We start from the raw sequence: 23573 nt of genomic DNA on the forward strand, positions 1-23573 counted from the left end.
CCAATAAAGAGTAAGATTAGCTCTTAAGTTTAAAACTTGAATTAACGTTGACGTTCTTGCTTTGTTTAGTTTTCAAAGAACTATTTTTTAAGATAGGATTAAATTATATCACACTTATCAATCGTCGTCAATTACTTTTTAAAAAAAAATAACAATCAAGTAATAACAACAGGATTAAATATTATCATATTTTTTCATCCTTTGTCAACAACTAAAAGCTTAAATAAAATGAGAACTTTTAATTTCTCCTCTGACTTTCAGCTGAGATTTATTATATTACAATCATTTTTAGAAATAATCAATAGTAAAATGAATATTTTTTCGTTATTTATTTAAATATTGGATAGACATATCTACAATAAGATAGCTTGATCATTAAAAGATGTCACTATTAAAATTCAATGACACCTTTTTAAAAAAGTAGACAAAACATAAAGCTGTCCTAGAGAGAAAAATATCTTTCTATTTATATAGAGATAGACATAACTAATAATCAGAACCCTGCCTGCCCTCTCAGCAATCCATCCAAATAATAATGTCGATAATCCAAAACCTAATGATACTATAACGTTCTTCACACTATACAATTTCGGCAGTAATTCCATGGACGATGCTTTTTGCATATACAGGTTTAATGTTATTCCTTTTCGTTGCTCTAACATCCCACTTAAAAAGCTTAATAGCAATGCTGTTAGTGCAATCTCATTGAAACCAAACAATAGCGCCACTGCCGCAACTCTTAATGAGCAGGCAGCCAGCCTTCGAGGTCACAAGAATAATCCTCACAGGAACAATTTGAACTTTGAATGTTTCGAAGGCGCTTGCGCCTTTCTTATTACTCACCTTTCTGCCTCGAAAAAGCAGCGTTTTCAATCAGTCTGAAAAAGATTATAAATAATATTTTGTCTATACTCCGGAACTCCAAAAAAGAATATTCTTTGTGATAGAAATACTATTTGATTTCTTTTAAAACAGGAATAAAGTTTCAAGGGAAAACGACAAAATTAACAGAATGTTAACAATGTTATGCATTTTCCGATAAAGGCGCAGTCAGACGGAGGTGAAAATAGAGGAGCGCAAAGATAAAAATAGAGGAGATGAAACTTTAATGGTCAAATGGTATTTTAAATCTTTTTTAATTTCATTAGTATTTATTTTAACTTTCTCTTCCTTAGGTACAGGAGCTGGAGCTGCTGGTAAAAAAGATAGTCAAACGGCATCTCCGCTTGCAAAATTGGTTGGCGAATTTAATCTCACTTCTTCCAATCGAACAAGTGTCATTGTTGAACTAGCAGAACCGTCTCTTGTTGAATCAAAGCATAAAGGAAAAAATCAATCGAAAGCTAATTTATCTAAAGTTCGTAATCAAGTAAAATCAGATGTTAGTCATGCTGCAAAAAGCTCAAAGATAAGCCGCGAATACGACTATGTATTTTCAGGATTTGCTGTTGAGCTAGCTGAAAATGAAATTCCTGCACTTTTAGGGGTGCCAGGGGTAAAAGCTGTATACCCAGATGTTGAATATCAAACTACTAGCTTAGGTGAGGGTGAAGTAATTTCCCAGGAGGAATACAGCCCGCATATGCTAAATAGCGCACCTCATATCGGTGCAAATGAGGCATGGGCAACAGGCTATACTGGAAAAGGTGTAACAGTTGCTGTTATTGATACTGGAGTCGATTATACACATCCAGATTTGAAAAATGCATTTGGCAGCTATAAAGGCTGGGATCTTGTTGATAATGACAATGATCCGCAAGAAACACCAATCGGAGACCCTAGAGGAGCTGCAACGACTCACGGCTCTCACGTAGCAGGGACAGTTGCTGCTAATGGCCTTATCAAAGGTGTAGCACCTGAAGCTACATTACTTGCTTACCGCGTATTAGGTCCTGGAGGCCGTGGAACTTCTGCGAACGTAATTGCTGGAATTGAAAAAGCAGTTCAAGATGGCGCAGATGTTATGAACCTATCATTAGGAAACTCGTTAAATGATCCAGATTATGCAACAAGCATCGCATTAGACTGGGCAATGGCTGAAGGTGTTGTCGCGGTTACCTCAAACGGCAACAGTGGTCCAAAAAACTGGACAGTTGGTTCTCCTGGAACGGCTCGTGATGCTATTTCTGTTGGTGCTACACAGCTCCCGTACAATGTATACAATGCAGCTATTGCTACTGCTGGTGATGCCTATCCGTCAGCAAAAGTAATGGGCTTTGCAAAAGATGAAGATCTTTTAGCATTAAACGGGAAAGAGCTCGAGTTTGAATATGCAGGATTAGGAACCCCAGAGGGATTTGCCGGGAAAGATCTTACAGGAAAAATTGCTTTAATGAAGCGTGGAGATATTGCATTCATTGATAAAGCAACTAATGCCAAACATGCAGGAGCAGTGGGTGCCATTATATTTAATCATAGTGCTGGAGAACAGCCTGATGTACCTGGAATGGATGTACCTACTATTAAAATCTCATTAGAAGAAGGCGAAAAGCTGCTTGATGAATTAGAAAAAGGCAATAATAAAGTTTCATTCCAAATTGATTTTTCACGCCGTGTTGGTGAAATGATGGCGGATTTCTCTTCACGCGGTCCAGTAATTTATACATGGATGGTGAAGCCAGATGTGTCTGCACCTGGTGTAAATATTGTTAGTACAGTTCCAACTGGGGATCCAGCAAATCCTCATGGATATGGAGCGAAGCAGGGAACAAGTATGGCATCCCCGCATGTAGCAGGGGCAGCAGCGCTTATTTTACAAGCAAACCCTCAATGGGGAGTTAAAGAAGTAAAGGCAGCATTAATGAATACAGCAGAAAATTTAACAGATCCTTCTACAGGCAAAGCGTACCCTCATAATTCTCAGGGTGCCGGAAGCATAAAAGTAGTAGATGCCATTAAAGCAAAAACACTTGCCACACCAGGAAGCCACTCTTTTGGAATATTCTATAAAGATAAAGGCAAGCAGGTTGAAAAACAGAAGTTTACTATTAAAAATCTTTCTTCAGAACGCCAGACTTATAGTTTCGAAGTAAACATGGGTGAAAATTCTCATGCGATAAAAGTGATGACAAGCAATAACTTAAAAGTGAATCCGGGTCAATCACAAGATGTAAATATGAATGTACAGGTTGATGCTGGGAAACTTGCACCTGGTTATTATGAAGGTAGAATTACAATCAGTAATGGGAAAGAAACGCTTGATGTTCCAACGATTCTATTTGTTAAGGAACCTGATTACCCTCGAGTTCAATATTTAGGGGTCAGTCAAATCGGTGATGGCCAATTTGAAATAGAAGGCTATTTCCCTGGAGGCGCAGAGAAAGTTGAGCTGTTTGTCTATCTTTCTAATAAGGACTCACAACCTTTAAGCTACTTAGGTGATATCACTGTTTACGAGGATGTAAAGGCTGGCTACACAACATTTCAATGGGATGGAAAGCTAGCTGATGGAACCAAGCTCCCAGCAGGACAATATTACAATGTTTATGCGTATGCAACATACTTAGGTCAAACTGATTTAGCTGGTGCAAATATTCTTCTTAAATGATGGTAAGAATCCGCCGGTAGAACCGGCGGATTTGCTTTCACCTTAAAAGGGCACTTTACCGACGAGCCCCTAAAGGGACCTTAAAATTGACCATCAACCGTTCGGATGTCTCTTCAAATATTCTGCCCTTGCTCCATTCAACAACTCCATCAATACCATAATATCTTCCTCAGTTGTATCGTAGTTCGTAATGCATGCTCGCAGGACTGGAGCCTTGTTTATATCGTATACTGAAATCCATGCCTGCCCTGAACGTAATACCTCTTGACATATAAATGATGCAAAATTCGATTGGACCTTTGATTGAATATTGGAATCAGTAAAGCATACGACAGGCAATATGGTATCATTGACAACCTCCCAGTTAGAGCATGCAAGCTCCCTGCGTAACCGATTGCCCATCTCTGTCTGGTGCTGCACCATGCTGCGATAGCCTTCCCAACCAGCAGTTACAAGTGATAAATATACTTTCAAACCGATAAACCTTCGTGACCATTGAATCGAATGGGTGAACGGATCAATTACATCCAGATCAACCCCTTCTTTCGGCATATAATCTGCCGTGATGCTGAAAGTTCTATGTAAAATGTCCTTATGCCGTGTAATATAAATTCCCGCCCCCATCGGGACAGACATCCACTTGTGCGCATCGAAGGTAATGGAGTCAGCTCGGTCAATACCATGAAGTAGATTAAGCAGTTCTGGTGCAAACACGGATGCTCCACCGTACGCAGCATCCACATGCAGCCACAGTTGCTCACGTTCAGCCAAGTTTGCGATTTCATTAATGGGATCAATCGCTCCGGCGCCGGTCGTTCCACCCGTCGCAATGATGAGAAAAGGAGTGTATCCAGCAGCGCGATCCTCTTGAATCTGATGATGAAGCGCATGAACATCTATATGCATTTCAGAGTCCGTCGTAATTATACGAAGGGAATCTGTACCTAGTCCGCAGGAACGCGCTGCCTTTACCAGAGAATGGTGACTCTCAGCAGAAGCGTACATGACAGGATGTGTGGGGAGTGACCTCAGCCCTTCTTTGGCATAAGATGGGAAATAATGCACTAGTGCGGTCAGTACGGCCGTCAAATTTGCTTCCGCTCCTCCCGTTGTAAATGTCCCATCTGCCGCCTCTGCTGAATAACCGAATTTTGAAGCTATCTCTTTTAATACATAGTTCTCTATTTCGACCGCTACAGGCGCATGGCTCCAGGCTGCAAGCTGCGGATTGAATGCTGCAGTAATCGTATCCGCCATAATTCCCATGAAGTTGGGCCGCGGATTATACAGTCCGAAATATCGAGGATGTGGCGTATGTACCTGGTATTGCCTTAACCCCTCCAAGATATGATATATCGCATCGCGCGCGCTGACGGGATGCTCAAAAGATATTCTACGTACATATTCTGCAACCTCATCCACGTTGAGTTCAGGCGAAACACGAACCCCGCGTATGCGCGTCATATAATCATTGATTTGCTCCAACAGGTAGGTTCCAATGTGCATGCGTTCATCCGTATCAAGGTTAAGAAGTGAATTATGCTTCAGCATTTGGAAAATGCATCTCCCTTCATTTTGTAAAAAATTCCATTGCTGATTCAGATTATACACTAGCAGAACTCGGGTGGTATGCATCTTCGAATAAAACCGCAATATTTCGAAACACACTCTCTCCACTTGGCGACGCGGTCGGCGGTCGGCACTCGCCAGCGACGGCAGCCGAAATGAATAAAAACACCTTCAAAATAGTTAGCTTATTTGATTCTTCTTGGTATACTTCCTCCATTAAATGCCCCTTTAAAGAAACAACTTAATAATATAGCCAATGATTCAAATTTCAATCAGCTGTTTGCAGCATGTAATCTAATAAAGGCTTTACTGCATCAAGCTTTCGTTTGGGATAAATGATATAACTCTGAATCAACGGGGCTTCTACTTTTGATTGATAGCGAAGCGATGCAAGCTCCCCTTTTTGGATGAGTGTGTCAGCAATAGCAGATGGCAGCAGTCCGATAAAATTACCGCTTTGCAAATATTGAATATATAATGATGCATGGTCAACTTGCAAAGCAAACACTTGCTTGCCAACACATTCCTCAAACCATAATCTATAACCTGGTCCCCACTCCATATGTATATATGGCAATGCTGTTAAAGTACTTAAGTCAATTTCATCACTAAAATTGTTATCCGTTCTGGCTACCATCTTAATTTCCTCACTTTTAAAGTTCACTACCTCGATTTCTGGATGTGATGGCGGAATATAGACGACGCCAAAATCAATGACACCATCAAGAATATGCTGGACGATATCCCATGAATGTCCTGTTATAAAACGAAGAGCCATTTTGGGATATTTTGTTTGAAAGTCTTTCATAATAGGAAAAAGTAAATAATCCCATAATGAATGCAGGCTTCCTACGACTAATGAGCTATTAAAGCTTTCCTCCAAACTCAACTTTCTTGCCCCTTCATCAACAAGCTCTACAATTCTTTTTGCATAATCCATTAATTCCTTTCCAGCAGAAGTCAGATGAACCTGACGATTATCCCTTTCAAACAACTTTTTGCCAAGTGATTGCTCCAATGCTTTAATTCGCATCGTTATAGTTGATTGCGATACATACATTAAGTCTGCAGATTTCGTAAAGTTTTTTGTTTGTGCGACTGACAAAAAGGCACGCAGCTGTTGAATTTCCATTTCACTCATCCTTACGATTCGTTTTTATAATTAATATCATTGTAATTATTCGTTATACAAATAGCAAAGCTGTTGATACACTTTGTATGAATGAACTAAGCTATCTTTGAATTTTATTAGCTATTCATTTACTTTTTTCTAAACTTCGTCAACAAAGGTGGTAACCAGATGAAAGCCATACGATTATTATTAGTTAACTCATTTCTTATGAACGTCAGTTTTTTTGCTTTTATTCCTTTTTTATCTGCCTATATTACTGAAAGCTTAGCTCTTTCCGCAGGAATTGCGGGGGTTGTTCTAATGCTCCGCCAATTAACCCAGCAAGGAACCTCTTTTCTCTCAGGGATACTCGGTGATCGCTTTGATTACAGGCTGATGATTAGTATTGGGATGGCCTTGCGCGGGACCGGTTTCCTATTGTTCGCCTTTTGCACTTCCCCCTTTGAACTAATAGCCGCAGCCATCATTACAGGGATAGGAGGTTCATTATTTGAACCAACAAGTAAAGCGGCGCTAACGATCTTTACACCCCCCGGAAAGCGCGGAGACATTTTTTCTCTTGATAAAATCGTACGTCATTCAGGAATTATTTGCGCTGGTATATTAGGTGGGATCTTATTGCAGCTTGATTTTTTCTATTCTTCTCTCGTTTGCGGCGGGATTTTTATTGTCAGCGGCATTCTTACTTTTCTAATTCTACCGAATGAAAAGGTCGCTGTGCCAAAGCAATCCTTCGCTGATTCTTGGAGAAAAGTAAAGTCAGATCGCTTATTCATCTTCTTTACTATTAGCATGATCGGATTTTGGTTTATGTTCATGCAGTTATATTTAACGATACCATTGCATGCTGCAAAGGTATTCAACAGTTCATCATTTGTCTCCAGTCTATTTATTGTGTATGGAATAATCGTCGTATTCCTTCAATATCCCCTGCAAAAATGGACAAAGAGATTTCGGAGATTATCCGTAATTAAAGTAGGAATGAGCATTATGGGAGCAGGAATATTATTAGTAGGATTATCTGACAACTTTCTACTATTTTGGATAGGGTTCTGTACCTATGCTGTTGGAATTATGCTCGTGGAGCCAACCTCGTATGAATACACAGCAGATATCGCGCCCCCTCAGTTTTCAGCCAGCTATTTTGGTTTTTCATTGCTTGCGATGGCTGTAGGGGGAGGCGTTAGCCAGGGTGCCGGCGGATGGATGTTTGAGCATATGCCGCAAGTCAATTGGATGATTGGAGCATTAGCAGGCATTTGTTCTGCTTTATGTATACAGGTGCTGCAATGGAGGAGTAGTAAACACATTTCATTAAATGAAGTAAGCAGATAATAAAAGGCAAAAACATAGGAAACGAACAGCACTGATGCTGTTCGTCCTTTTATTAATTAACCTTTAATTCCATAACCACACCAAAAACAGGTCCACTGTCATCCACTTCACCATTCAAATTGAATCCAAACGATTCATATAACCGTTGAGCAGCTTTATTATCAGGATGCAGGCTTAAATAAATTTTTTGGCAGTCATATTGCTGCTGAATATGCTGAATTAAAAGTGGTAAGAATTGTTTAGCGTACCCCTTTCCTTGATATCGACGATCAATCATGAAACGATCTAACCATGCACTTTGAGTAACATTTGATGGCCATCCATACATGGCATAACCGACAAGAACCTCACCATCATATAGCCCCACAGAGATTCCTTTGTTTTCAAATTTTGATTCTGCCAAGGAATAAGCATTGCTTTCAATAAATTGGGTTTGTTGTTCAGATACTGATAAACCTGCCACTAAACGCCAATTGTCTGCTGTTACTTCACGAATGTGAAGAGACATAATTCCATCTCACTTTCTATTTTTCATTACCTGTTAAGTTTACTTTATTCATATTAGCTTTTTCACAAAATACTCCTGCTAACCAGCAGCTACTTTTTCTAAATTTTTCACCTTTTTTGGCGAATAGCTAATCCCCACAAACACAAGGAGAATTCCCACTAGCTGAAAAACATCCGGGCGATAATTCAATATAAGCACATCTAATAGGATAGCAACAATTGGATCAATAAATACCAAAATAGCAATCGTTTGCGCCTTTAATTCACGTAAGCCGCTAAAAAATAAGTAAAAGACAAATCCAGTATGAATAAACCCTGTAACAACAATATAAAGCCAATTTTCAAAGGTCAGATGCAGAAACTTTGACCAATCCACTAATGGAAGCAATAAAAATATCCCTAAGCTTGTTTGAATAACCGTTGTCGCCAGTGGACTTAGGATTTGAATCCCTTTGCCCGTGATGGAAGTAAGCGCATAGAAGAATGCTGCTGCAAATGCCCACAAAACCCCATTCGATAGGAAATCAGCAACAGATGATTGTTGATGAATGCCCCCGACCAGCAATGTTCCTAAAAAACAGATAAAGAAAAACAACAATCCTAAACCCGTTATTTTTTCTTTAAATATAACTGTTCCTAGAAGAAGAACGATGACGGGTGCTAAGTGATAGATAGATACCGCCACAGTAATGGGCATGACCTCGAATGAACGAAAGAAAAAGACCCAGTTAATGACAAGAAACACACCACAAAGCAGCGCAAGCAAATACTCCCGTCGAGGAATCTCCCCCTTTTTCTGATTTTTTGTTTTTAACGAATGGAATCCCCAGATACATCCTAGAAGAATACTCGCACATACGCAGCGAACAAAAACCAACTCGATAGAGGGAAGTCCTGTTTTTATTGAAAATAATCCTATAGAACCGAATATAGCCATTGATAGGGAAAATTTTAGTTTTGGGTACATATTGTTTCCCTCCTTAAGTAGTTAGTGTAATAACAACTAATATATTTTGGTGAAAAAACAGCTTATAATAAGCTGTTTTTTCCAGTCATTACTTGAATTAAGTCCTCTCGGCTTTTCCAAAGCGCATCTAGCTTTTCAGGACCGAGCATATTTATAGTCTCTTCTACCATGATATCGTGTCTAATATATTCTGTAGCAATAAGGACAAGGGCGGGATCCGTTGACTTTACAGCCCATTCAGAACCTTTGTCGCTAAATTTCGCAATTAGCGCTTCTTCTTCATCTCGGATGACAATCGTCAAATAACCTCCCATTCGCTTACTAACAATATCTGGTGCCATATAGTTGTGGTGATAAGTATGTCCTAATGACTTATCTTCAGCCCCAAATAAAACTGTAAAAATGGGGATCGATCCTTCTTTCTCTTGAATGGCTGCTTCAATCTCTTTTACAATAGGTGACCAAATTGAGAGCCAGATTGCCTTCTCTGAAAGGCGAATCATAGAAAGCATTTCTTGAACAATATGCTCATAGCGGACAATTCTCGTCACCACATCCACTTTCTGGTCACTTTCAAACATGGATAGTGACGATTCCAGCCATTCTAATGATGTATTCATTTCTTCCTTCAGGCGAGAAAGCAGGCGTTTCGGCTCAACTGGTTTGTAAACAATAGGATCAGAAGGCACCGTTTGGATTGCTCCTTTATCAAGCAGCTTTCCCAAAACTTCATAAATCATTGATCTTGGAACACCGGAACGCTTACTTAATTCATAACCGGTAACAGCGGGTGATTTCAATAAACCAATGTATGCTTTACATTCATACTTCGAAAAACCATGTTTTTGCAATTCAATAATTGCTTTATCCTCCATATGCCCTCCCAATTAGTAGTTATATTAATAACAACTATAATGGTTTTCTAACAAAAAGTCTATAGATAAATCTAAATAGACTGATTTATACAAATAATTATGGTTTTAAAAATTATAAAACGAGCATTGCAATGCTCGTTTTTGATCTTCCACTGGAATCAATAATAATGCTTTTAGTCTTAGGAGCGCGAACGGCTGTTTCGCATAGCCGGCAGTATTTTTAGCTCATCACCTTCCTGCAAAAGGAACTTTTGATAATCCGGAGACTCAACACCGAAGAGGGCTATTTTACCCGTACGATCAAAATGTATGCCCCACCCATATTTTTTCGGAAGCATAGAGGCTCTTAAACAAGCTTGGGGTTTTAGAAATAGCTCCTCTCTAATTTGCGTTCCTCTTGCCAGCAGCTCATCCTCTGGGATTAATTTATGGCGTATATATACCTCATAAATAAGATCCTCCTGAGAGTATGTATATGGATGGCTTGAAAGAAGATCATATTCAATCCGCGATTTAGTTGCACCTCCCTTTCGAAGAGGGGGAACAGTTCCTTCCATAGCCGGACAATCCGGTGCAACTGTAATAAACGTCTGATAATAATTGATATCTTTCTTTTTCAATGTCTTCCCTTCTTCCTCACAGAAATGCTATATTCTTTTTTCCCTATTCTTCTATCATTTAATACGGCAAATTGCTATTTGTTTCGCCTTTGCAAAAGAATACTATATAAAAGCAAAGCACCTACATTAAAAATCACAATAATAATTGTCATTGGAACAGCGCTTTGTTCACCAGCAATCCCCACTAGCGGAGAAACAATGGCTCCCCCTATAAATGGCAATAATCCTAGCAGTGCAGAAGCACTTCCAGCAGACCTTCCTTGACTTTGCATCGCTAATGAAAAAGAGGTTGTCGATACAATTCCAACACTTGCAACAACTAGAAATAACGCGATTGCCATAGCTAGTAAAGGAAGATGCAGAAAGGTAACGAAAAGCAAAAATATACTTCCTGCAGCTGCGATAACAATGCCGCTCATTAATAATTTCACTTCACTAATGGTACTAGCTAAACGCCCTGTAACTTGAGCAGATAGTATAATTCCTATTCCATTCAGCGCAAATAATAAACTAAATTGCTGCGGCGTCACATGGTAAAGGTTTTGCAGGACAAAGGGAGAACCTGCAATATATGCAAACATGCTTGTTGAAATAAAAGCTTGAGTCAGTGCAAATCCTATAAACAGGCGATCTTTAATAAGATTGCGGAACGTCTTAAGTGTAGCCAGCATACTGCCTTCTGACCTTTTCTCCTCAGGCAAGGTTTCTGGCAGAAAAAAAGAAACAACGAGAAACATGGAGAATCCAATAATTCCCAGAATTATAAACACGGTTTGCCAACTAGCAAACTGTAAAATAACTCCACCCGAAATCGGTGCAAGAATCGGTGCTGCACCGTTGACAAGAGCTAAGAGTGAAACAAATTTCGTTAAATCTTTTCCAGAATATTGATCTCGAGCGGTTGCCCGAGCAATGACGATTCCAGCCGCACCGGTCAGACCTTGAATAAAACGGAGCGTAACAAGAATCCATACATTCGGACTGAAGGCACATAAAATAGACGAGACCGAATAAATGATTAATGTCACTACTAGCGGTTTCCGCCTCCCTTGTATGTCACTTAACGGCCCAAAAAATAATTGTCCTAGTGCCAACCCCAGTAAACAAAAAGTTAAACTCAATTGTGCGAAAGAAGCAGTTGTATGTAAATCATCAGCCACCATTGGCAAAGATGGCAAATACATATCGAGCGATAATGGACCAAAGGCTGTCAAAGAGCCCAATATAAGGACCATCCATCCTTTCGCTAATGGTTTCTTGCCATGAATTTGTTGTTGAGAATTCATAATTACGAATAAGCACTTCCTTCTTGGGATTCAATAATTTTAAGCAGCTCCATTAAATCATTAATCATGAAGTCTGCTGCAGCATGCCCCCAGTAACTATCCTTTTTCCATACTGCTAACATCCCTATATTTTTAGAGCCAAGCACATCGTTTTCTGGATGATCCCCCACATATATGCTTTCATCGGCTTCGGCATCCAATTTACTTAATGCCCTCTTAAATATTTCAGGATTCGGCTTTTTTATTCCTTCCCTGTCAGAAATGAGAATAGTATCAAAATAGTTTTCAATCCTTAAAGCCTTAATATTATTCATTTGAAACTTTTCTCTTCCATTCGTAATGATCCCTAAGCGAATTGATCTTTCCTTTAACCTTTCTAATATGTTTATGAGATTCGGAAAAGGAACACAGCAGCTGCTAAATTCATTTATATAGTCCTGATGTAAGCTCTCCCGGGATATTCCCCTAATATTTAATTCACCGATTAATTGCTGATAGACTAGATCCTTTCCAACATACCCTCGCTGATCTAATTCTATAAACCTTGTAATATACTTCTCTATTCGAATATGTCCTAAATATTGATATAAACGCTTGTATTGTTCTTCTAATAAACTCTTTAGCGATGCATCCCGATTTAACAATGTACCATCTAAATCAAATAAAACCGCTTTAATCATTTCTCATTCCCGCTTTCATTAGATTACAACTGGTAAATGAACTTTAATCCTTTTTTAACGAAATGGAAATTATACCCATCATTTTACTACTGCTTGCGGACTGAAATCAGCATACATTTCATTAAAAACGAAATAAGGCCGCCTTTCGACAGCCTTCTATTTCCTACCATTTAAATTACTTTTGCATATACACAAGTATCTCTTAATTCATTCGTTTCAGCAGACAGTCCCTCGTTCCTTAGGATTCCTTCCAATACGAAGCCTAACTTTTCTGGAATTGCACGGCTTTTCACGTTAGTTGATTCACAGCGTATTTCTATTCTTCGGGCCTTTAGTTCGTTTACCGCAAAGTCTGTAATGCCTTGAACTGCTTCTGTCATATAGCCTTTGCCGCTATGTCTTGTATCAATCCAGTAGCCTATTTCAAATTTCGGGATTGACCAATCAATTCGATGTAATCCAGAGGAAGCAATAAATTCTCCTGTTTCCTTCAAGAAAACCAGCAATCTTAAGTCATCTCTTTTTAAAAAGTTAATAGATGACTCTCTTATATTGATTTCTACATCCGTTTCCGACTGTTCTTTCTGCGCAAACGGCATCCATGGCTTTAGCTCGGTTATTGATGCTTTAATAGAGTTATATACTGCCTTCCCATCACCCGGTCTTGGCGCACGTATGATTAGTCGTTCTGTTTCAAACTCGTCTGGAAAATCAAATAGTAATGGATTCATGTACCTCATCCTTTAGCATTTTATATAGTTATAACGAATTCACTCCGATCACACAAGTAATTTTATAAAAATTATAACTATTTGATACGAATTTTTGTCGAAAATCGATATATCCTTAATTTCGTAGATATTTGATTCAATTTCGTAGATATATCCTAAATTTCGTAGATAAATGGACTAACTTCGTAGATAAATAAGGAGTACTTAATAATTCTCTATACACACTTCATTACCGTGTCCCCAAATGCGCGAATATCTGCTAAATAATCGTATCCAGGAGGGGAACCAAAGCTATTAAACATGCGAACGGCAACAATATCGTGCTTAGGCACCACTAATACCGCTACACTTGTATATCCTAGTATTTGAAAAGAGCCTTTAGGAACGAGTTCTCCTATTTCCGTCTTCTTTGCAGGCAGATCCTTTACAAACCATAAAAAGCCGTTTTGTGGAAGATCCTTATTTATTAAAACAGGGCTTTGCAAAGAGGTAGCCTGCTGAATGATCTCCTTTGCCACGACTTGTTTTCCATCAATACACCCCTGCTTTAAATGAAGATATCCCCAGTAAGCAAGCTCCCTTGTGGATACATACATGTTTTTCTTATTTCCATCCTCCCCTTTATCCATTGACCAAAATCTGTCAGCTGGTTCTCTGATCACTTCTACCAATTTCTCGCTTTGTTCATCATACCAGCCTGTTTCATGAAATGATAAAGAGTTAAAAACCTGTTCTTTTAGAATTTCAGAAACGGTTTTTCCAGTAGAATGGTGGATCAGCTGTGTTAATATTTCTATACTTATATCACGATATGCCCAGCTCTGCCCCGGCGGAAATTCACGAATTATATTCCCCTCAGCTGTATGTAATCCATGGGTATGTGTTAGCAGATGCCTAATCGTTGTTTTAGCAAAAAGGTCAGTATTTATATTAGGTAAGTATTTCGCGATTTCATCATCAATAGAATGGATGTACCCGTTATGTATGGCATACGCCGCTGCAAAGCCGATATAGCTTTTTCGGACAGACGCTACATGAAATTGCGAGTCTTCTTGAATCGGACGTGCATCAGATGCCTTAGAATGCTTCCCCCAGTATGCTTCTGAAACAATTCGGTCATTGCGAATAACCATTACACCCGCACCAGAACAATCAACGGTATTAGATGTATTTCTAACATGTAATTCAACAGGCGAAAACTGGTTATCTACTTTCTTTTTCAGCTTCAAATGTCATGTACCTCCTACTATACGTTACCTTATTCCAAACAGAGCTCCAGTCCTTTTTCTTCAGCCGTTCTTCATAAATTAAAGTAAGTTCCTTCGTTTCTTTGAAAATAGCGGTAGGATTGACCTCCATATTTAATACATCCTTAATTCCGCAAGGTGCGGTCAAGATCAGATTGTCGTCATCATCAAGCTTCACTCCTAATGCGGTAACTGTTTCAGGAAACTTCGAGATTGCATCAATAGATGATGTATACGGAGGGAAATTATTAATAACATGCATTCTCGCCTGATTCTTTACCGACCAAGGAACATCAGGCAGACGTGAATAAAGTTCTTTTTCAAGCCTTTTTTCTTCCGATTCATCAAGATTTGTCTGATCAAAATAAATAACATCTATATCTGGTATTCTCGTTCTTTCACTAAAGCCATGAAGCACATCCCATATTTTCGATCTTACAAACCCGGCACAAATCCACCAATCTGGCAAATTCAATTCCTTTGCAGCCCTTAATAGATCCATCATCCATTGATCATCCGCAATGATTGCAATGATATCTTCTTCACTTTTGAGCATTATGAAAAACTCCTTCTTAAGAGGGATATATAACTAATTCTTCTATTCTTAATAAAATTCCTTTTTACAAGATTCATATGATAAGCGAATACCCAATATATCCTGCCGTTCCCCACATGACAATTGCCGATGTTTTATTTAATATCATTAACCATCGACCCGATTTATCCAGCTTCCCTGTTACTCTCCCAGCAATGCCCAGCCCCATAAACCATGCCCAGGAAACGAGAATGCACATGGCAGCAAATGCCACCTTTTCATTTCCTGCATACTTTAATGAGCTCGTACCAATTACCCCGATTGTATCTAGAATGGCATGTGGATTCAGTAATGAGACAGACATGGCAAAGACAATTTGTTTCTTAGGAGTGAAAGTAATGATTGTTTCCTCTCCATTACTCACAGGTTTACTTCTCCATGTAACTAAACCCATATAGATTAAAAACAAGAAACCCGCAGTAAGAAGGATTGCTTTCAGCCAAATGTATTCAAGAACAACAACCGAGACCCCTAAAACAGCTAGAGAAATTAACAACGTGTCGCAAATGGAGGCAGTAATAATAACAGGTATGGCTCTTCGAAACTGAGGCTGAACCGCACCTTGATTAAAAACAAATACATTCTGCACACCCAATGGCAAGATTAACCCAAATGCTAGAATAAACCCATGAACAATTGCTTCTAACATGTATACATCACTCACTTTCTTATTGCCTCCATTGTATAAGAATTAAGTGGGGCATTCTCCAACCAATTGGTTGTGTTTAAACCCAACCAATCAGTTTATAATGGTTATAAAAATTAGAAAGTGTGATTTTATGTCGGATGAATGGAAACTCAATAGATCGACTTCAACTCCCCTTCACCACCAAATATACGAATATTTGAAAAGGAAAATTATCAATGGCGAATGGCCAGTCGGAACGAAAATTCCACCTCAGCGTGACCTCGCCCAAAAATTCCAAGTAAATCGCAGTACGATCGTTTATGCATTAGGAGAGCTTGCTGCAGATGGATTAATTATGTCAAGAGCAGGAAGCGGCACAATTGTAGCAAATAACACATGGAGTTTACTTACAGCTGCTCCACCTCCTGATTGGATCAGCTATGTAAAATCAGGTGCTTATCATCCAAATATACAAATCATTCAAGAAATTAATGCAGCAGAAACAGACCCTGCCATCATTCGTCTTGGTACAGGGGAGCTTGCTCCTGAACTTTTGCCTACACAAAAAATAAAACAAATATTCCACAGCGCCGATTCGCTTTCTTTAGGTTACTCGGAACCAAAGGGAAGTCTATACTTACGAGAAATGATAAGTAAATATATCAAATCTAAAGGGATCAACGCCTCTCCACCTTCGATTATGATTGTATCCGGTGCGCTGCAGGCATTACAATTGATCTCCGTCGGCCTATTGCACAGGGGCTCTACTATATTTCACGAAACCCCTTCCTATCTCAATTCCGTTCATGTCTTCCAATCAGCAGGAATGAACTTATTGGGTATTCCTATGGACCAAAAAGGCATGCAAGCCCACTCAATAGGCCGTTTAAAAAGACAGCATAATGGAGCTTTACTTTATTCAATCCCTACATTCCACAACCCAACGGGAATCGTAATGTCCTCAGATAGACGTACAGAGCTGCTACAAACATGCAAGAAAGAAAGTATCCCTATCATTGAAGATGATGTATATGGAGACCTTTGGTTCGAAAACCCTCCTCCCCATCCATTGAAATCAATGGATGAACAAGGACAAATTTTATACATTGGAGGCATGTCCAAGACTCTTGGTCCAGGTTTGAGAATCGGCTGGATTGTTGGCCCAGAGCCTGTCATTGATCGCTTATCAGATATAAAAATGCAAACAGATTATGGGTCAAGCTCATTATCTCAATTTGCGGTTGCAGAGTGGCTGTCAAGCGGGCTTTACGAAGAGCATTTAGCGGAGATACGAGCGGAATTACTAGAACGGAGAAATCTTACTATAAATATATTAAATAAGTATTTTAAGGATCTTTCCACATGGAATGTACCTAATGGAGGCTTCTATATTTGGCTCACTATCAATAAACAAATTTCCCTTCACCAATTGTTTAAAAAAGCCTTAAAAGAAGGGATATTGATCAACCCAGGAAATGTATATGATCGAAATAACCAGAACCATTTGCGCTTATCCTATTCATTTGCTTCAATAGACCAATTAAAAAAAGGACTCATTCGGCTCGCCCAGATTATTCAAGAACTTTCTAGCTAGTATGAGCTAATATCGCACGAATCCATTCGTCCCTTTCTCATAGTACAGCCGCTACTTTTTTATTGAATATGCGCAAATTTATCTATAATTAATCTTGCTACTTCTGGTTGTTTTCCAGACAAATAGCCTGTTTCACTAAACCTTGCAAAAAAAATAAGAAAAAAACCGAACCATTTTCTAATAGAGTGACAATATAGTGTGTAAGCTGCTTACTCAGGAGGGCCCTCTGAATGCAAAGTGAATATATGTACCAATTGCTCACGAAAATGAAAGATGGTGATCAACAGGCGTTTCATACGATATATGATGCCACCTATCAGGATGTCTACCGGACCGTCTGCTTTATGGTGGATCATCCACAGGATCGAGAAGATGTCATGAATGAGATTTATATGCAAATGTGGACCTCACTTGCTACCTATGATACGAACCGTCCTTTCCACTTTTGGCTACACGGGTTGGTAATCCGTCAAGTGCAGAGGTTTCGGGTCAAAAGCTGGCGGAGATTCCGAATTTTTGAACGCATCCGTGGCTTTTCACAGGAAGAGTCTCATTGGGACCAACCTGCTGTATTGACGGATGGGACAAACCAACTGATATCGCAAGCAATCCAAAAACTGACCGACAAACAGCGAGCGGTAATTATTCTCCGCTTTTTTCACGACTATACCCTTGAGGAAATCGCAACATTGCTCGATATTCCGCTAGGTACGGTCAAGTCCAGATATCATGCGGCACTCCAGTCGCTTCGAAAAAATAAAGGGATTCTCCCCCCGGAAAGGATGGAAAAGATCAATGACTTTTGAACGCAAAATTCGTAACCATCTGCACAAACAAGCAGAAAATATGGAGTGCCCTACGGCCATTACCAAACGAATAGAACAGTCCTATTCTCAATATTTGCAACAAAAAAGGAGAGAAGTAACTATGAAAAAACGATTAATAGGTGGAATAGCTGCTGCTGCAATTTTGATACCTACCGCTGCATTTGCTGCCCCTCCCCTGATTGAAATGCTTACTAGAACACCAATGACTGCTGAACAAGTCAAGGTGGATGAGGTTGGCGAAGCTACACTTAAAAAGCTATATAGTGCATTTCCCGAAACAAAATCGTTTGAGATTATCGATGCAAGCTACGTTCAAGGTGTCCAAACGAGCGTCATACTGCAGGAAAAAGGCGGAACCGGCAAAAAGATTACCCTTCATACAAACAGTATTACGGGTGAGATTGAACACGTGAATCAGGAGAATTGGGAGCCTAAGGAGAAGCCACTATTTACTTTAACTGATCAGGAAATCAAGGCGAAGGCAGATGTTCTCATTGAAAAAATGTATGGCAACATCGAAGAGTACGAGTTTACTATGGAGCAAATGGAGAACCCTGATCAAAAAACGCTGATGTTGAATTACATTAAAAAGGGATCAAAAACACCATTCTACCAAGTATTTGTTCAGAACAACTCAATCAGTGTTTCACTGATTGGAGGTGAGACAACAACTTCAAACATTCAAGTAGAAGGCTTCTTCTCAATAAATGGGAAGCCTGATTATACTGCTGATGCCTTTATAAACGATGAAAAACTCTTTTCTTTACTTAAAATGAACCCGACAGAATTAAAACAAGAATTAGCCAAAGGGAAATCTGTTGTGGAGATTGCAGCATCTATCAATGTCTCTAAACAACAAGTAGTTGATGTGATTGCAAAAACACAGGTTGAAAGACAAATTCAAGCTGAACAAAATGGAGAAATTCCTAAAAACAATCTTTCAACAGAACAACTATTAAAAGCGATTGAACCGAAAGTATTACAAGTTATTGAACACAAAACTGAAACACCATGGTAGAAATAACAAGACAAGGTAAATGAGGTTGGCAAACAATAGTATAAAGCCCAATTTGTCAGTATAAAAAATTGAGAAATTGGGCTTTTTTCTTTCCTCCAGAAAAGTGCCCTTTTTGGAATAACTGAAATGATTTCAATCATAAAATCAATCCACTCTTCTTTCTCTAAGCCCCCATATGGTTAAGTACATTGTTTCATAAAATTAAGAATTAATTTCATTTATTCACTATAGACCTGTTGGAGCTAAAATACTTTGCTATTAAATTATATAAATACATCTTGAATTTTAAAAATTAATCAGCTAAACTGATTATATATTTTACTGATTATCATCAGAGGTGAATAATGAAATTGGAGAAATGGAATCAATCTTATGGTTTTTTACTTGGAAAAGTTCTTCAGCAAATGGAAACCAGGTTCGCTGATGGACTTGCCCAATATGACATTAACGCTAGACAATATGGAGTGCTTTTATTTATCGAAGGAAACCCTTACTCATCACAAAAGGATATTTCTGAAAGCCTACAAATTGATCGAACAACAATGGTAAGCCACATCGATCATTTAGAAACTTTAGGTTTTGTAGAGAGAACAAGGAATCCTAATGATAGAAGATCCTATAGCCTATTGATTACACCAAGAGGAAACGATGTATTAAATTCACGTTGGGAATTTTTAATTAAAACGGAATTAGCAGTTTTAGCACCCTTAAGTCAGCAAGAAAGAAAATTGTTAAAGGATTTACTTGTTAAAGTTTGGATTACATTATAAAGCTGGAGGTAACACAATTATGCTCGCACTTGATTATTTTAATGCACGTTTGGAAGCAACAATTAGCCCTATGGATTATTTGAAATCGAAACAAATAGATCCAGATAAATACTTTTTGATTGATGTTAGAAACGGCCCAGTTCATTTAAGAAGTTTAACAATTAAGGGTACTAAAGTTATACCACAACAAGAGCTGCCAGATCGTTTAAATGAATTACCAAAAGAAAAGGAAATAATTGTCTACTGTTGGGATGTCTGGTGCAACACTGCTGCCAAGGCAGCAAAGTTTTTATTAGAGCATGGATATAAGGTGAAAGAGTTGACTGGGGGGATTGCAGCATGGAAAGAAATGAACTTTCCTGTTTCAGATTCTATTCAAGAAGTTAGCATGTCTGATAGTTGCAGGTGTTGATACTGGTGCAAAATAAAAGGTATTGGATTGGTGTTGCTTCACGAGACCATGTAATGAATGCAGTAAAGGGTGAGTTTGCTCAACTCTGTCATGGCAAACTTGCCCCTTTAAAAAAGATGAATTCTGGTGATTGGATTATTTATTACTCTCCAAAGGTACGATTCAAAGAGAAAACTCCGCATCAAAAATTTACCGCAATTGGAAAAGTGATGGATGATAATGTTTACCAGGTAGATATGGGCAATAATTTCGTACCGTACCGAAGAAATATAGCTTTTATTTCTTGCAATGAAACGTCAATTCAGCCATTAATTTCACAACTTTCATTTATTAAAAGTATTAAATATTGGGGTTATTCTTTTCGATTTGGTCATTTCGAGATAAGTGAAAAAGATTTCAAACTAATTGCAGAAAATATGGTTAATGTAATAGTAGATTAAATAATTCTAATCTCCCTTAATAGGCATCTCTATGGATTTTAGACATTCAAATACTTTTACAAAAAAGATTTCACTTGGGTGGCTTCACTTCTAAGAAATAAGGGCAATCTCATCACTGAGACGCCCTTATTCCTACCCTACTTTAATCCAATGAGCCGGAACCCTCAAAGAGGCTGGCAGTTTTGTATGCATATCTCCCTTAGCAGCGTTTACTTGTGCTTGGGTAAGAAAGATGCTTCCAGTGAGATTCGCCCCTCTTAAATCAGCATCCCTAAAGTCCACACCAATTAAGTCAGTCTCTCTCATATCAGCTCCTCTTAAGTCAGCTGCGATTAGCAAAGCACCCCTTAAATTCGCGCCTCTGAGGTCAGTCCCTCTTAATTTTGCCCCGATCAGGTCACTTCCTCTGCCTATTTTGCTGTGCTTGCTTTGATTCTTCTTTACAGTGAATTTGGCTCGTACTAGTTCACTTGTTCGAAGGAGTAATTCATTTACTTTCGCCCTGTGCGCAGATATATCAAGACTCAAAATAGATTCTGAGCTTTGGAGTGTTAGAAATTCTGTTTCTTCCACAGCAGCACGTAAATCGTTATAGATCGATTTAACCTCCTCAAAACAAAGAGCTTCATGTAAGTAATAAAGCATCTCATGAAGCTGCTGCATACGTGGCAAAACATCAAACATTTCCTTAGCTAATTCAGGATGATTGCGCCAATCATTTCCCCCAAAAGTTACTTGCGATACCCTTTGCCCTGCACCAAAGCATTCATAGGAAACACAGCCTTGAAATCCCTTTTCCCTAAGTTGGTTATGAATCCCACAGCGAAAATTCGATTGTAAGTTGGAACAGGGGGTCCCTCCATCCTTATTACATGCAAAATCTGCCGATTTCGCATAAGGGAGAGCAACACAGCACAAACCAAAGCATTTTTCACAATCTGAACGTAAATACTCAGGGATTGTATTTTTTTCCATAAAAGTACTCACATTTCCTTTCCATCATTAATACAAGCTTCGTATCTCTACATTTTCTGGCAGTTTAAAAGGATTCTCCTTATTAATCCGATCATAAAACATAATGCCATTTAAATGATCCATTTCGTGCTGAACAACGATTGACCCATAGCCTTTCAATCTATATTCAACCTCTTTTCCATTTATATCATACGCCTTTACTCTAATTCGTTCATATCTTGGTACGTACCCAATCACTTCCCGATTTACTGAAAGGCACCCTTCTCCTTCAGGCAGGTATATCATATTGACTGAATGGCTAACAATTTTTGGGTTAATCATCATATATTCAGCATCTTCGTTTTTTTCATCCAAAAAAAGTGCAGCAAACATACGCTTATTAAGACCAATTTGGTTAGCAGATAACCCTGAACCTGGACGTAATTTATATTTCTTTGAGATAGATGGAGTCTGGCTATTTTTCAAATATTGAAGCATGCATAGCAAAGCTTCTTTGTCTTCTTCTAAGAGCGGAATGTTTACTTCTTGCGTTTTTACCCGTAATACATCTGTTCCTTCCTGGACGATATCTTTCATTGTAATCATGTAATTCGATTGGAACTTACTCATTTTTAAACACCTCATTAACTTTCTTATTTAAAACATATAATAGGAATAAAAAAGATGTCCAGTATATTGGACATCTTTTTTATTCTTTTGCCGGGTATTTATTTTGCAATCTAAGGAAAAAATTTACTTTATTTCACCTTAACATACTCCATCTCATCAATCATTTGAATCATCTGTTCAAATGTTAATTCAGGTTGTAATAGTGTGACAGTGTATCCAAAACCATCCTCAGCCCAGTTTAGCATGCGCAAGTCTTTCATATCTGTTTTATCCCCTTTTAATCCGCGGATATTTTCTCCCTCCCCATCAAATTTGCTATTTTCCTCATCGATAGCAAATACATTTAAAGAGAAATATGGCAGGTTATCCTTAAAGTAGTTTAATGTTAATTGCGGATTCATGTCACTTCCACCTGGTACTGCCGTCATTTGCTCAATTGCGATTCCGTCCTTTTCTGGTACATGTAGAAATGGCTTTTCCATGATCTCTGCTGCGTCTTCTAAAGAATCAACCGGCTGTTCATCCATCATAGCTGAAATATCCTTCATCTCAACATCCTTCGGCAACTCCAAAGTAAACATTGATTCCTTAATAGTTGGATTAAATTCTATTTTCTTATATTCAACAGAGACTTCAATATCACCACTAGTTGATACATTTTTTAAAATGAACCAGTTTTCTTTATCCACCCAAAATTCTAGGTTACCGTACAATGTATTTTCATCCTTCGCTTCTGCCTTCAAATGATATACATCCCGGCCAATCATTTTTTCTTCTCCTACAAGTTTAATAGAATGCGTATCTTTAATCATATTCAAAAGGAACTCAGCCTGTTCTTTTGGGGAATCATTCATACGTGTATTTTCTTCCATATCAATAACAAATGCTGTATTCGCAGCCTCATCATAGGACATCAACTTATTGCCATCATTTACGGTAATCGACTTTTCACCCGTCTCTGGCATTACCGCTTCTGCTCGGCGCTTTCCATCTTTAGAAACCCACTCCTTAATTTCCATATCTCCAGTTCCATCATTAAACTTCATAACAGATTCCCCATAGTACGCAGGCATTTCTGCCGAATCCGCTAAAGTTTTTTGAATAACTTGTTCCGGAGAAAACTCATTTCCCTCATCAGAACAACCTACTAAACTAACAGACAGCGCTGCTGCTAATCCGATTGACTTAAACCATTTAACAAAACTCATC

At 38.6% G+C, this 23573-nt stretch carries 24 protein-coding genes; 8 read left to right on the top strand and 16 right to left on the bottom strand.

The genetic code is table 11. The annotated features are described in order from the left end of the window. Positions 1-398: 398 nt before the first annotated feature. Complete coding sequence (locus RUH74_RS06935) at positions 399-728, bottom strand: hypothetical protein (protein WP_313799551.1); 330 nt, start codon at positions 726-728, stop codon at positions 399-401. A gap of 380 nt (positions 729-1108) precedes the next feature. Between RUH74_RS06935 and RUH74_RS06940 the strand changes: the two genes are divergently transcribed. After that, a complete protein-coding gene (locus tag RUH74_RS06940; protein ID WP_313799552.1) occupies positions 1109-3547 on the top strand; it encodes a S8 family serine peptidase in 2439 nt (812 codons plus the stop codon). 93 nt (positions 3548-3640) lie between these two features. Here the strand turns inward: RUH74_RS06940 and RUH74_RS06945 are convergent, their stop codons facing one another. Then, positions 3641-5098: a pyridoxal phosphate-dependent decarboxylase family protein gene (locus tag RUH74_RS06945; protein ID WP_313799553.1), complete on the bottom strand. Its 1458-nt coding sequence runs from the start codon at positions 5096-5098 to the stop codon at positions 3641-3643. 286 nt (positions 5099-5384) lie between these two features. After that, the gene (locus tag RUH74_RS06950) at positions 5385-6248 is read right to left on the bottom strand and encodes a LysR family transcriptional regulator (RefSeq protein WP_313799554.1); all 864 of its coding nucleotides are present in this window, start codon (positions 6246-6248) and stop codon (positions 5385-5387) included. Between the two features lie 168 nt (positions 6249-6416). Here RUH74_RS06950 and RUH74_RS06955 point away from each other — a divergent pair, with 168 nt between their 5' ends. Then, positions 6417-7583: an MDR family MFS transporter gene (locus RUH74_RS06955; protein ID WP_313799555.1), complete on the top strand. Its 1167-nt coding sequence runs from the start codon at positions 6417-6419 to the stop codon at positions 7581-7583. 52 nt (positions 7584-7635) lie between these two features. On the opposite strand, the gene RUH74_RS06960 is transcribed toward RUH74_RS06955, so the two are convergent. From RUH74_RS06960 to RUH74_RS07005, 10 genes are all read right to left on the bottom strand, one after another. Beyond that, entirely contained in the window at positions 7636-8091 is a 456-nt protein-coding gene (locus RUH74_RS06960) for a GNAT family N-acetyltransferase (RefSeq protein WP_313799556.1), read from the bottom strand. Positions 8092-8169: 78 nt separating this feature from the next. Next, a complete protein-coding gene (locus tag RUH74_RS06965; protein WP_313799557.1) occupies positions 8170-9057 on the bottom strand; it encodes a DMT family transporter in 888 nt (295 codons plus the stop codon). A gap of 62 nt (positions 9058-9119) precedes the next feature. Next, complete coding sequence (locus RUH74_RS06970; RefSeq protein ID WP_313799558.1) at positions 9120-9932, bottom strand: TrmB family transcriptional regulator; 813 nt, start codon at positions 9930-9932, stop codon at positions 9120-9122. A gap of 179 nt (positions 9933-10111) precedes the next feature. Beyond that, positions 10112-10552 (bottom strand): DUF6157 family protein, encoded by a 441-nt coding sequence (locus RUH74_RS06975; protein WP_313799559.1) that lies wholly within the window; start codon positions 10550-10552, stop codon positions 10112-10114. Between the two features lie 74 nt (positions 10553-10626). Beyond that, positions 10627-11838 carry a multidrug effflux MFS transporter gene (locus tag RUH74_RS06980; protein WP_313799560.1) on the bottom strand — a complete coding sequence of 404 codons (1212 nt, stop codon included), beginning with the start codon at positions 11836-11838 and terminating at the stop codon, positions 10627-10629. 2 nt (positions 11839-11840) lie between these two features. Further along, the gene (locus RUH74_RS06985; protein ID WP_313799561.1) at positions 11841-12518 is read right to left on the bottom strand and encodes an HAD family hydrolase; all 678 of its coding nucleotides are present in this window, start codon (positions 12516-12518) and stop codon (positions 11841-11843) included. 170 nt (positions 12519-12688) lie between these two features. After that, positions 12689-13249, bottom strand: a complete 561-nt coding sequence (locus RUH74_RS06990) for a GNAT family N-acetyltransferase (RefSeq protein WP_313799562.1) — start codon at positions 13247-13249, stop codon at positions 12689-12691. Positions 13250-13464: 215 nt separating this feature from the next. Beyond that, positions 13465-14478 carry a serine hydrolase domain-containing protein gene (locus tag RUH74_RS06995; RefSeq protein ID WP_313799563.1) on the bottom strand — a complete coding sequence of 338 codons (1014 nt, stop codon included), beginning with the start codon at positions 14476-14478 and terminating at the stop codon, positions 13465-13467. Continuing rightward, on the bottom strand, positions 14453-15052 hold the full coding sequence (locus tag RUH74_RS07000) for a nucleotidyltransferase family protein (protein ID WP_396229917.1): 600 nt from the start codon (positions 15050-15052) through the stop codon (positions 14453-14455). The genes RUH74_RS06995 and RUH74_RS07000 overlap by 26 nt, the downstream gene beginning before the upstream one ends. 73 nt (positions 15053-15125) lie before the next feature. Beyond that, positions 15126-15740 (bottom strand): LysE/ArgO family amino acid transporter, encoded by a 615-nt coding sequence (locus RUH74_RS07005; RefSeq protein ID WP_313799674.1) that lies wholly within the window; start codon positions 15738-15740, stop codon positions 15126-15128. Between the two features lie 130 nt (positions 15741-15870). Between RUH74_RS07005 and pdxR the strand changes: the two genes are divergently transcribed. The 6 genes from pdxR (at position 15871) to RUH74_RS07035 (ending at position 20780) form a co-directional block, all read left to right on the top strand. Further along, positions 15871-17313, top strand: a complete 1443-nt coding sequence (gene pdxR, locus RUH74_RS07010) for a MocR-like pyridoxine biosynthesis transcription factor PdxR (protein ID WP_313799564.1) — start codon at positions 15871-15873, stop codon at positions 17311-17313. 230 nt (positions 17314-17543) lie between these two features. Next, positions 17544-18119 (top strand): sigma-70 family RNA polymerase sigma factor, encoded by a 576-nt coding sequence (locus RUH74_RS07015; protein WP_313799565.1) that lies wholly within the window; start codon positions 17544-17546, stop codon positions 18117-18119. Beyond that, positions 18109-19158 carry a hypothetical protein gene (locus RUH74_RS07020; protein ID WP_313799566.1) on the top strand — a complete coding sequence of 350 codons (1050 nt, stop codon included), beginning with the start codon at positions 18109-18111 and terminating at the stop codon, positions 19156-19158. The genes RUH74_RS07015 and RUH74_RS07020 overlap by 11 nt, the downstream gene beginning before the upstream one ends. Before the next feature lie 344 nt (positions 19159-19502). Then, positions 19503-19928: a MarR family winged helix-turn-helix transcriptional regulator gene (locus RUH74_RS07025; protein ID WP_313799567.1), complete on the top strand. Its 426-nt coding sequence runs from the start codon at positions 19503-19505 to the stop codon at positions 19926-19928. Positions 19929-19947: 19 nt separating this feature from the next. Beyond that, a complete protein-coding gene (locus tag RUH74_RS07030; protein WP_313799568.1) occupies positions 19948-20340 on the top strand; it encodes a rhodanese-like domain-containing protein in 393 nt (130 codons plus the stop codon). A 5-nt stretch (positions 20341-20345) separates the two neighbouring features. After that, positions 20346-20780: an EVE domain-containing protein gene (locus RUH74_RS07035; RefSeq protein WP_313799569.1), complete on the top strand. Its 435-nt coding sequence runs from the start codon at positions 20346-20348 to the stop codon at positions 20778-20780. A 132-nt stretch (positions 20781-20912) separates the two neighbouring features. On the opposite strand, the gene RUH74_RS07040 is transcribed toward RUH74_RS07035, so the two are convergent. The 3 genes from RUH74_RS07040 to RUH74_RS07050 all read right to left on the bottom strand — a co-directional run bounded on the left by RUH74_RS07040 (position 20913) and on the right by RUH74_RS07050 (position 23572). Beyond that, positions 20913-21755: a pentapeptide repeat-containing protein gene (locus RUH74_RS07040; RefSeq protein ID WP_313799570.1), complete on the bottom strand. Its 843-nt coding sequence runs from the start codon at positions 21753-21755 to the stop codon at positions 20913-20915. 27 nt (positions 21756-21782) lie between these two features. After that, a complete protein-coding gene (def, locus tag RUH74_RS07045; RefSeq protein WP_313799571.1) occupies positions 21783-22364 on the bottom strand; it encodes a peptide deformylase in 582 nt (193 codons plus the stop codon). Between the two features lie 128 nt (positions 22365-22492). Beyond that, complete coding sequence (locus RUH74_RS07050; protein ID WP_313799572.1) at positions 22493-23572, bottom strand: LolA family protein; 1080 nt, start codon at positions 23570-23572, stop codon at positions 22493-22495. Between the last annotated feature and the right edge of the window lies 1 nt (position 23573).

Source organism: Cytobacillus sp. (genome assembly GCF_032154635.1).
Classification (GTDB): domain Bacteria; phylum Bacillota; class Bacilli; order Bacillales; family Cytobacillaceae; genus Cytobacillus.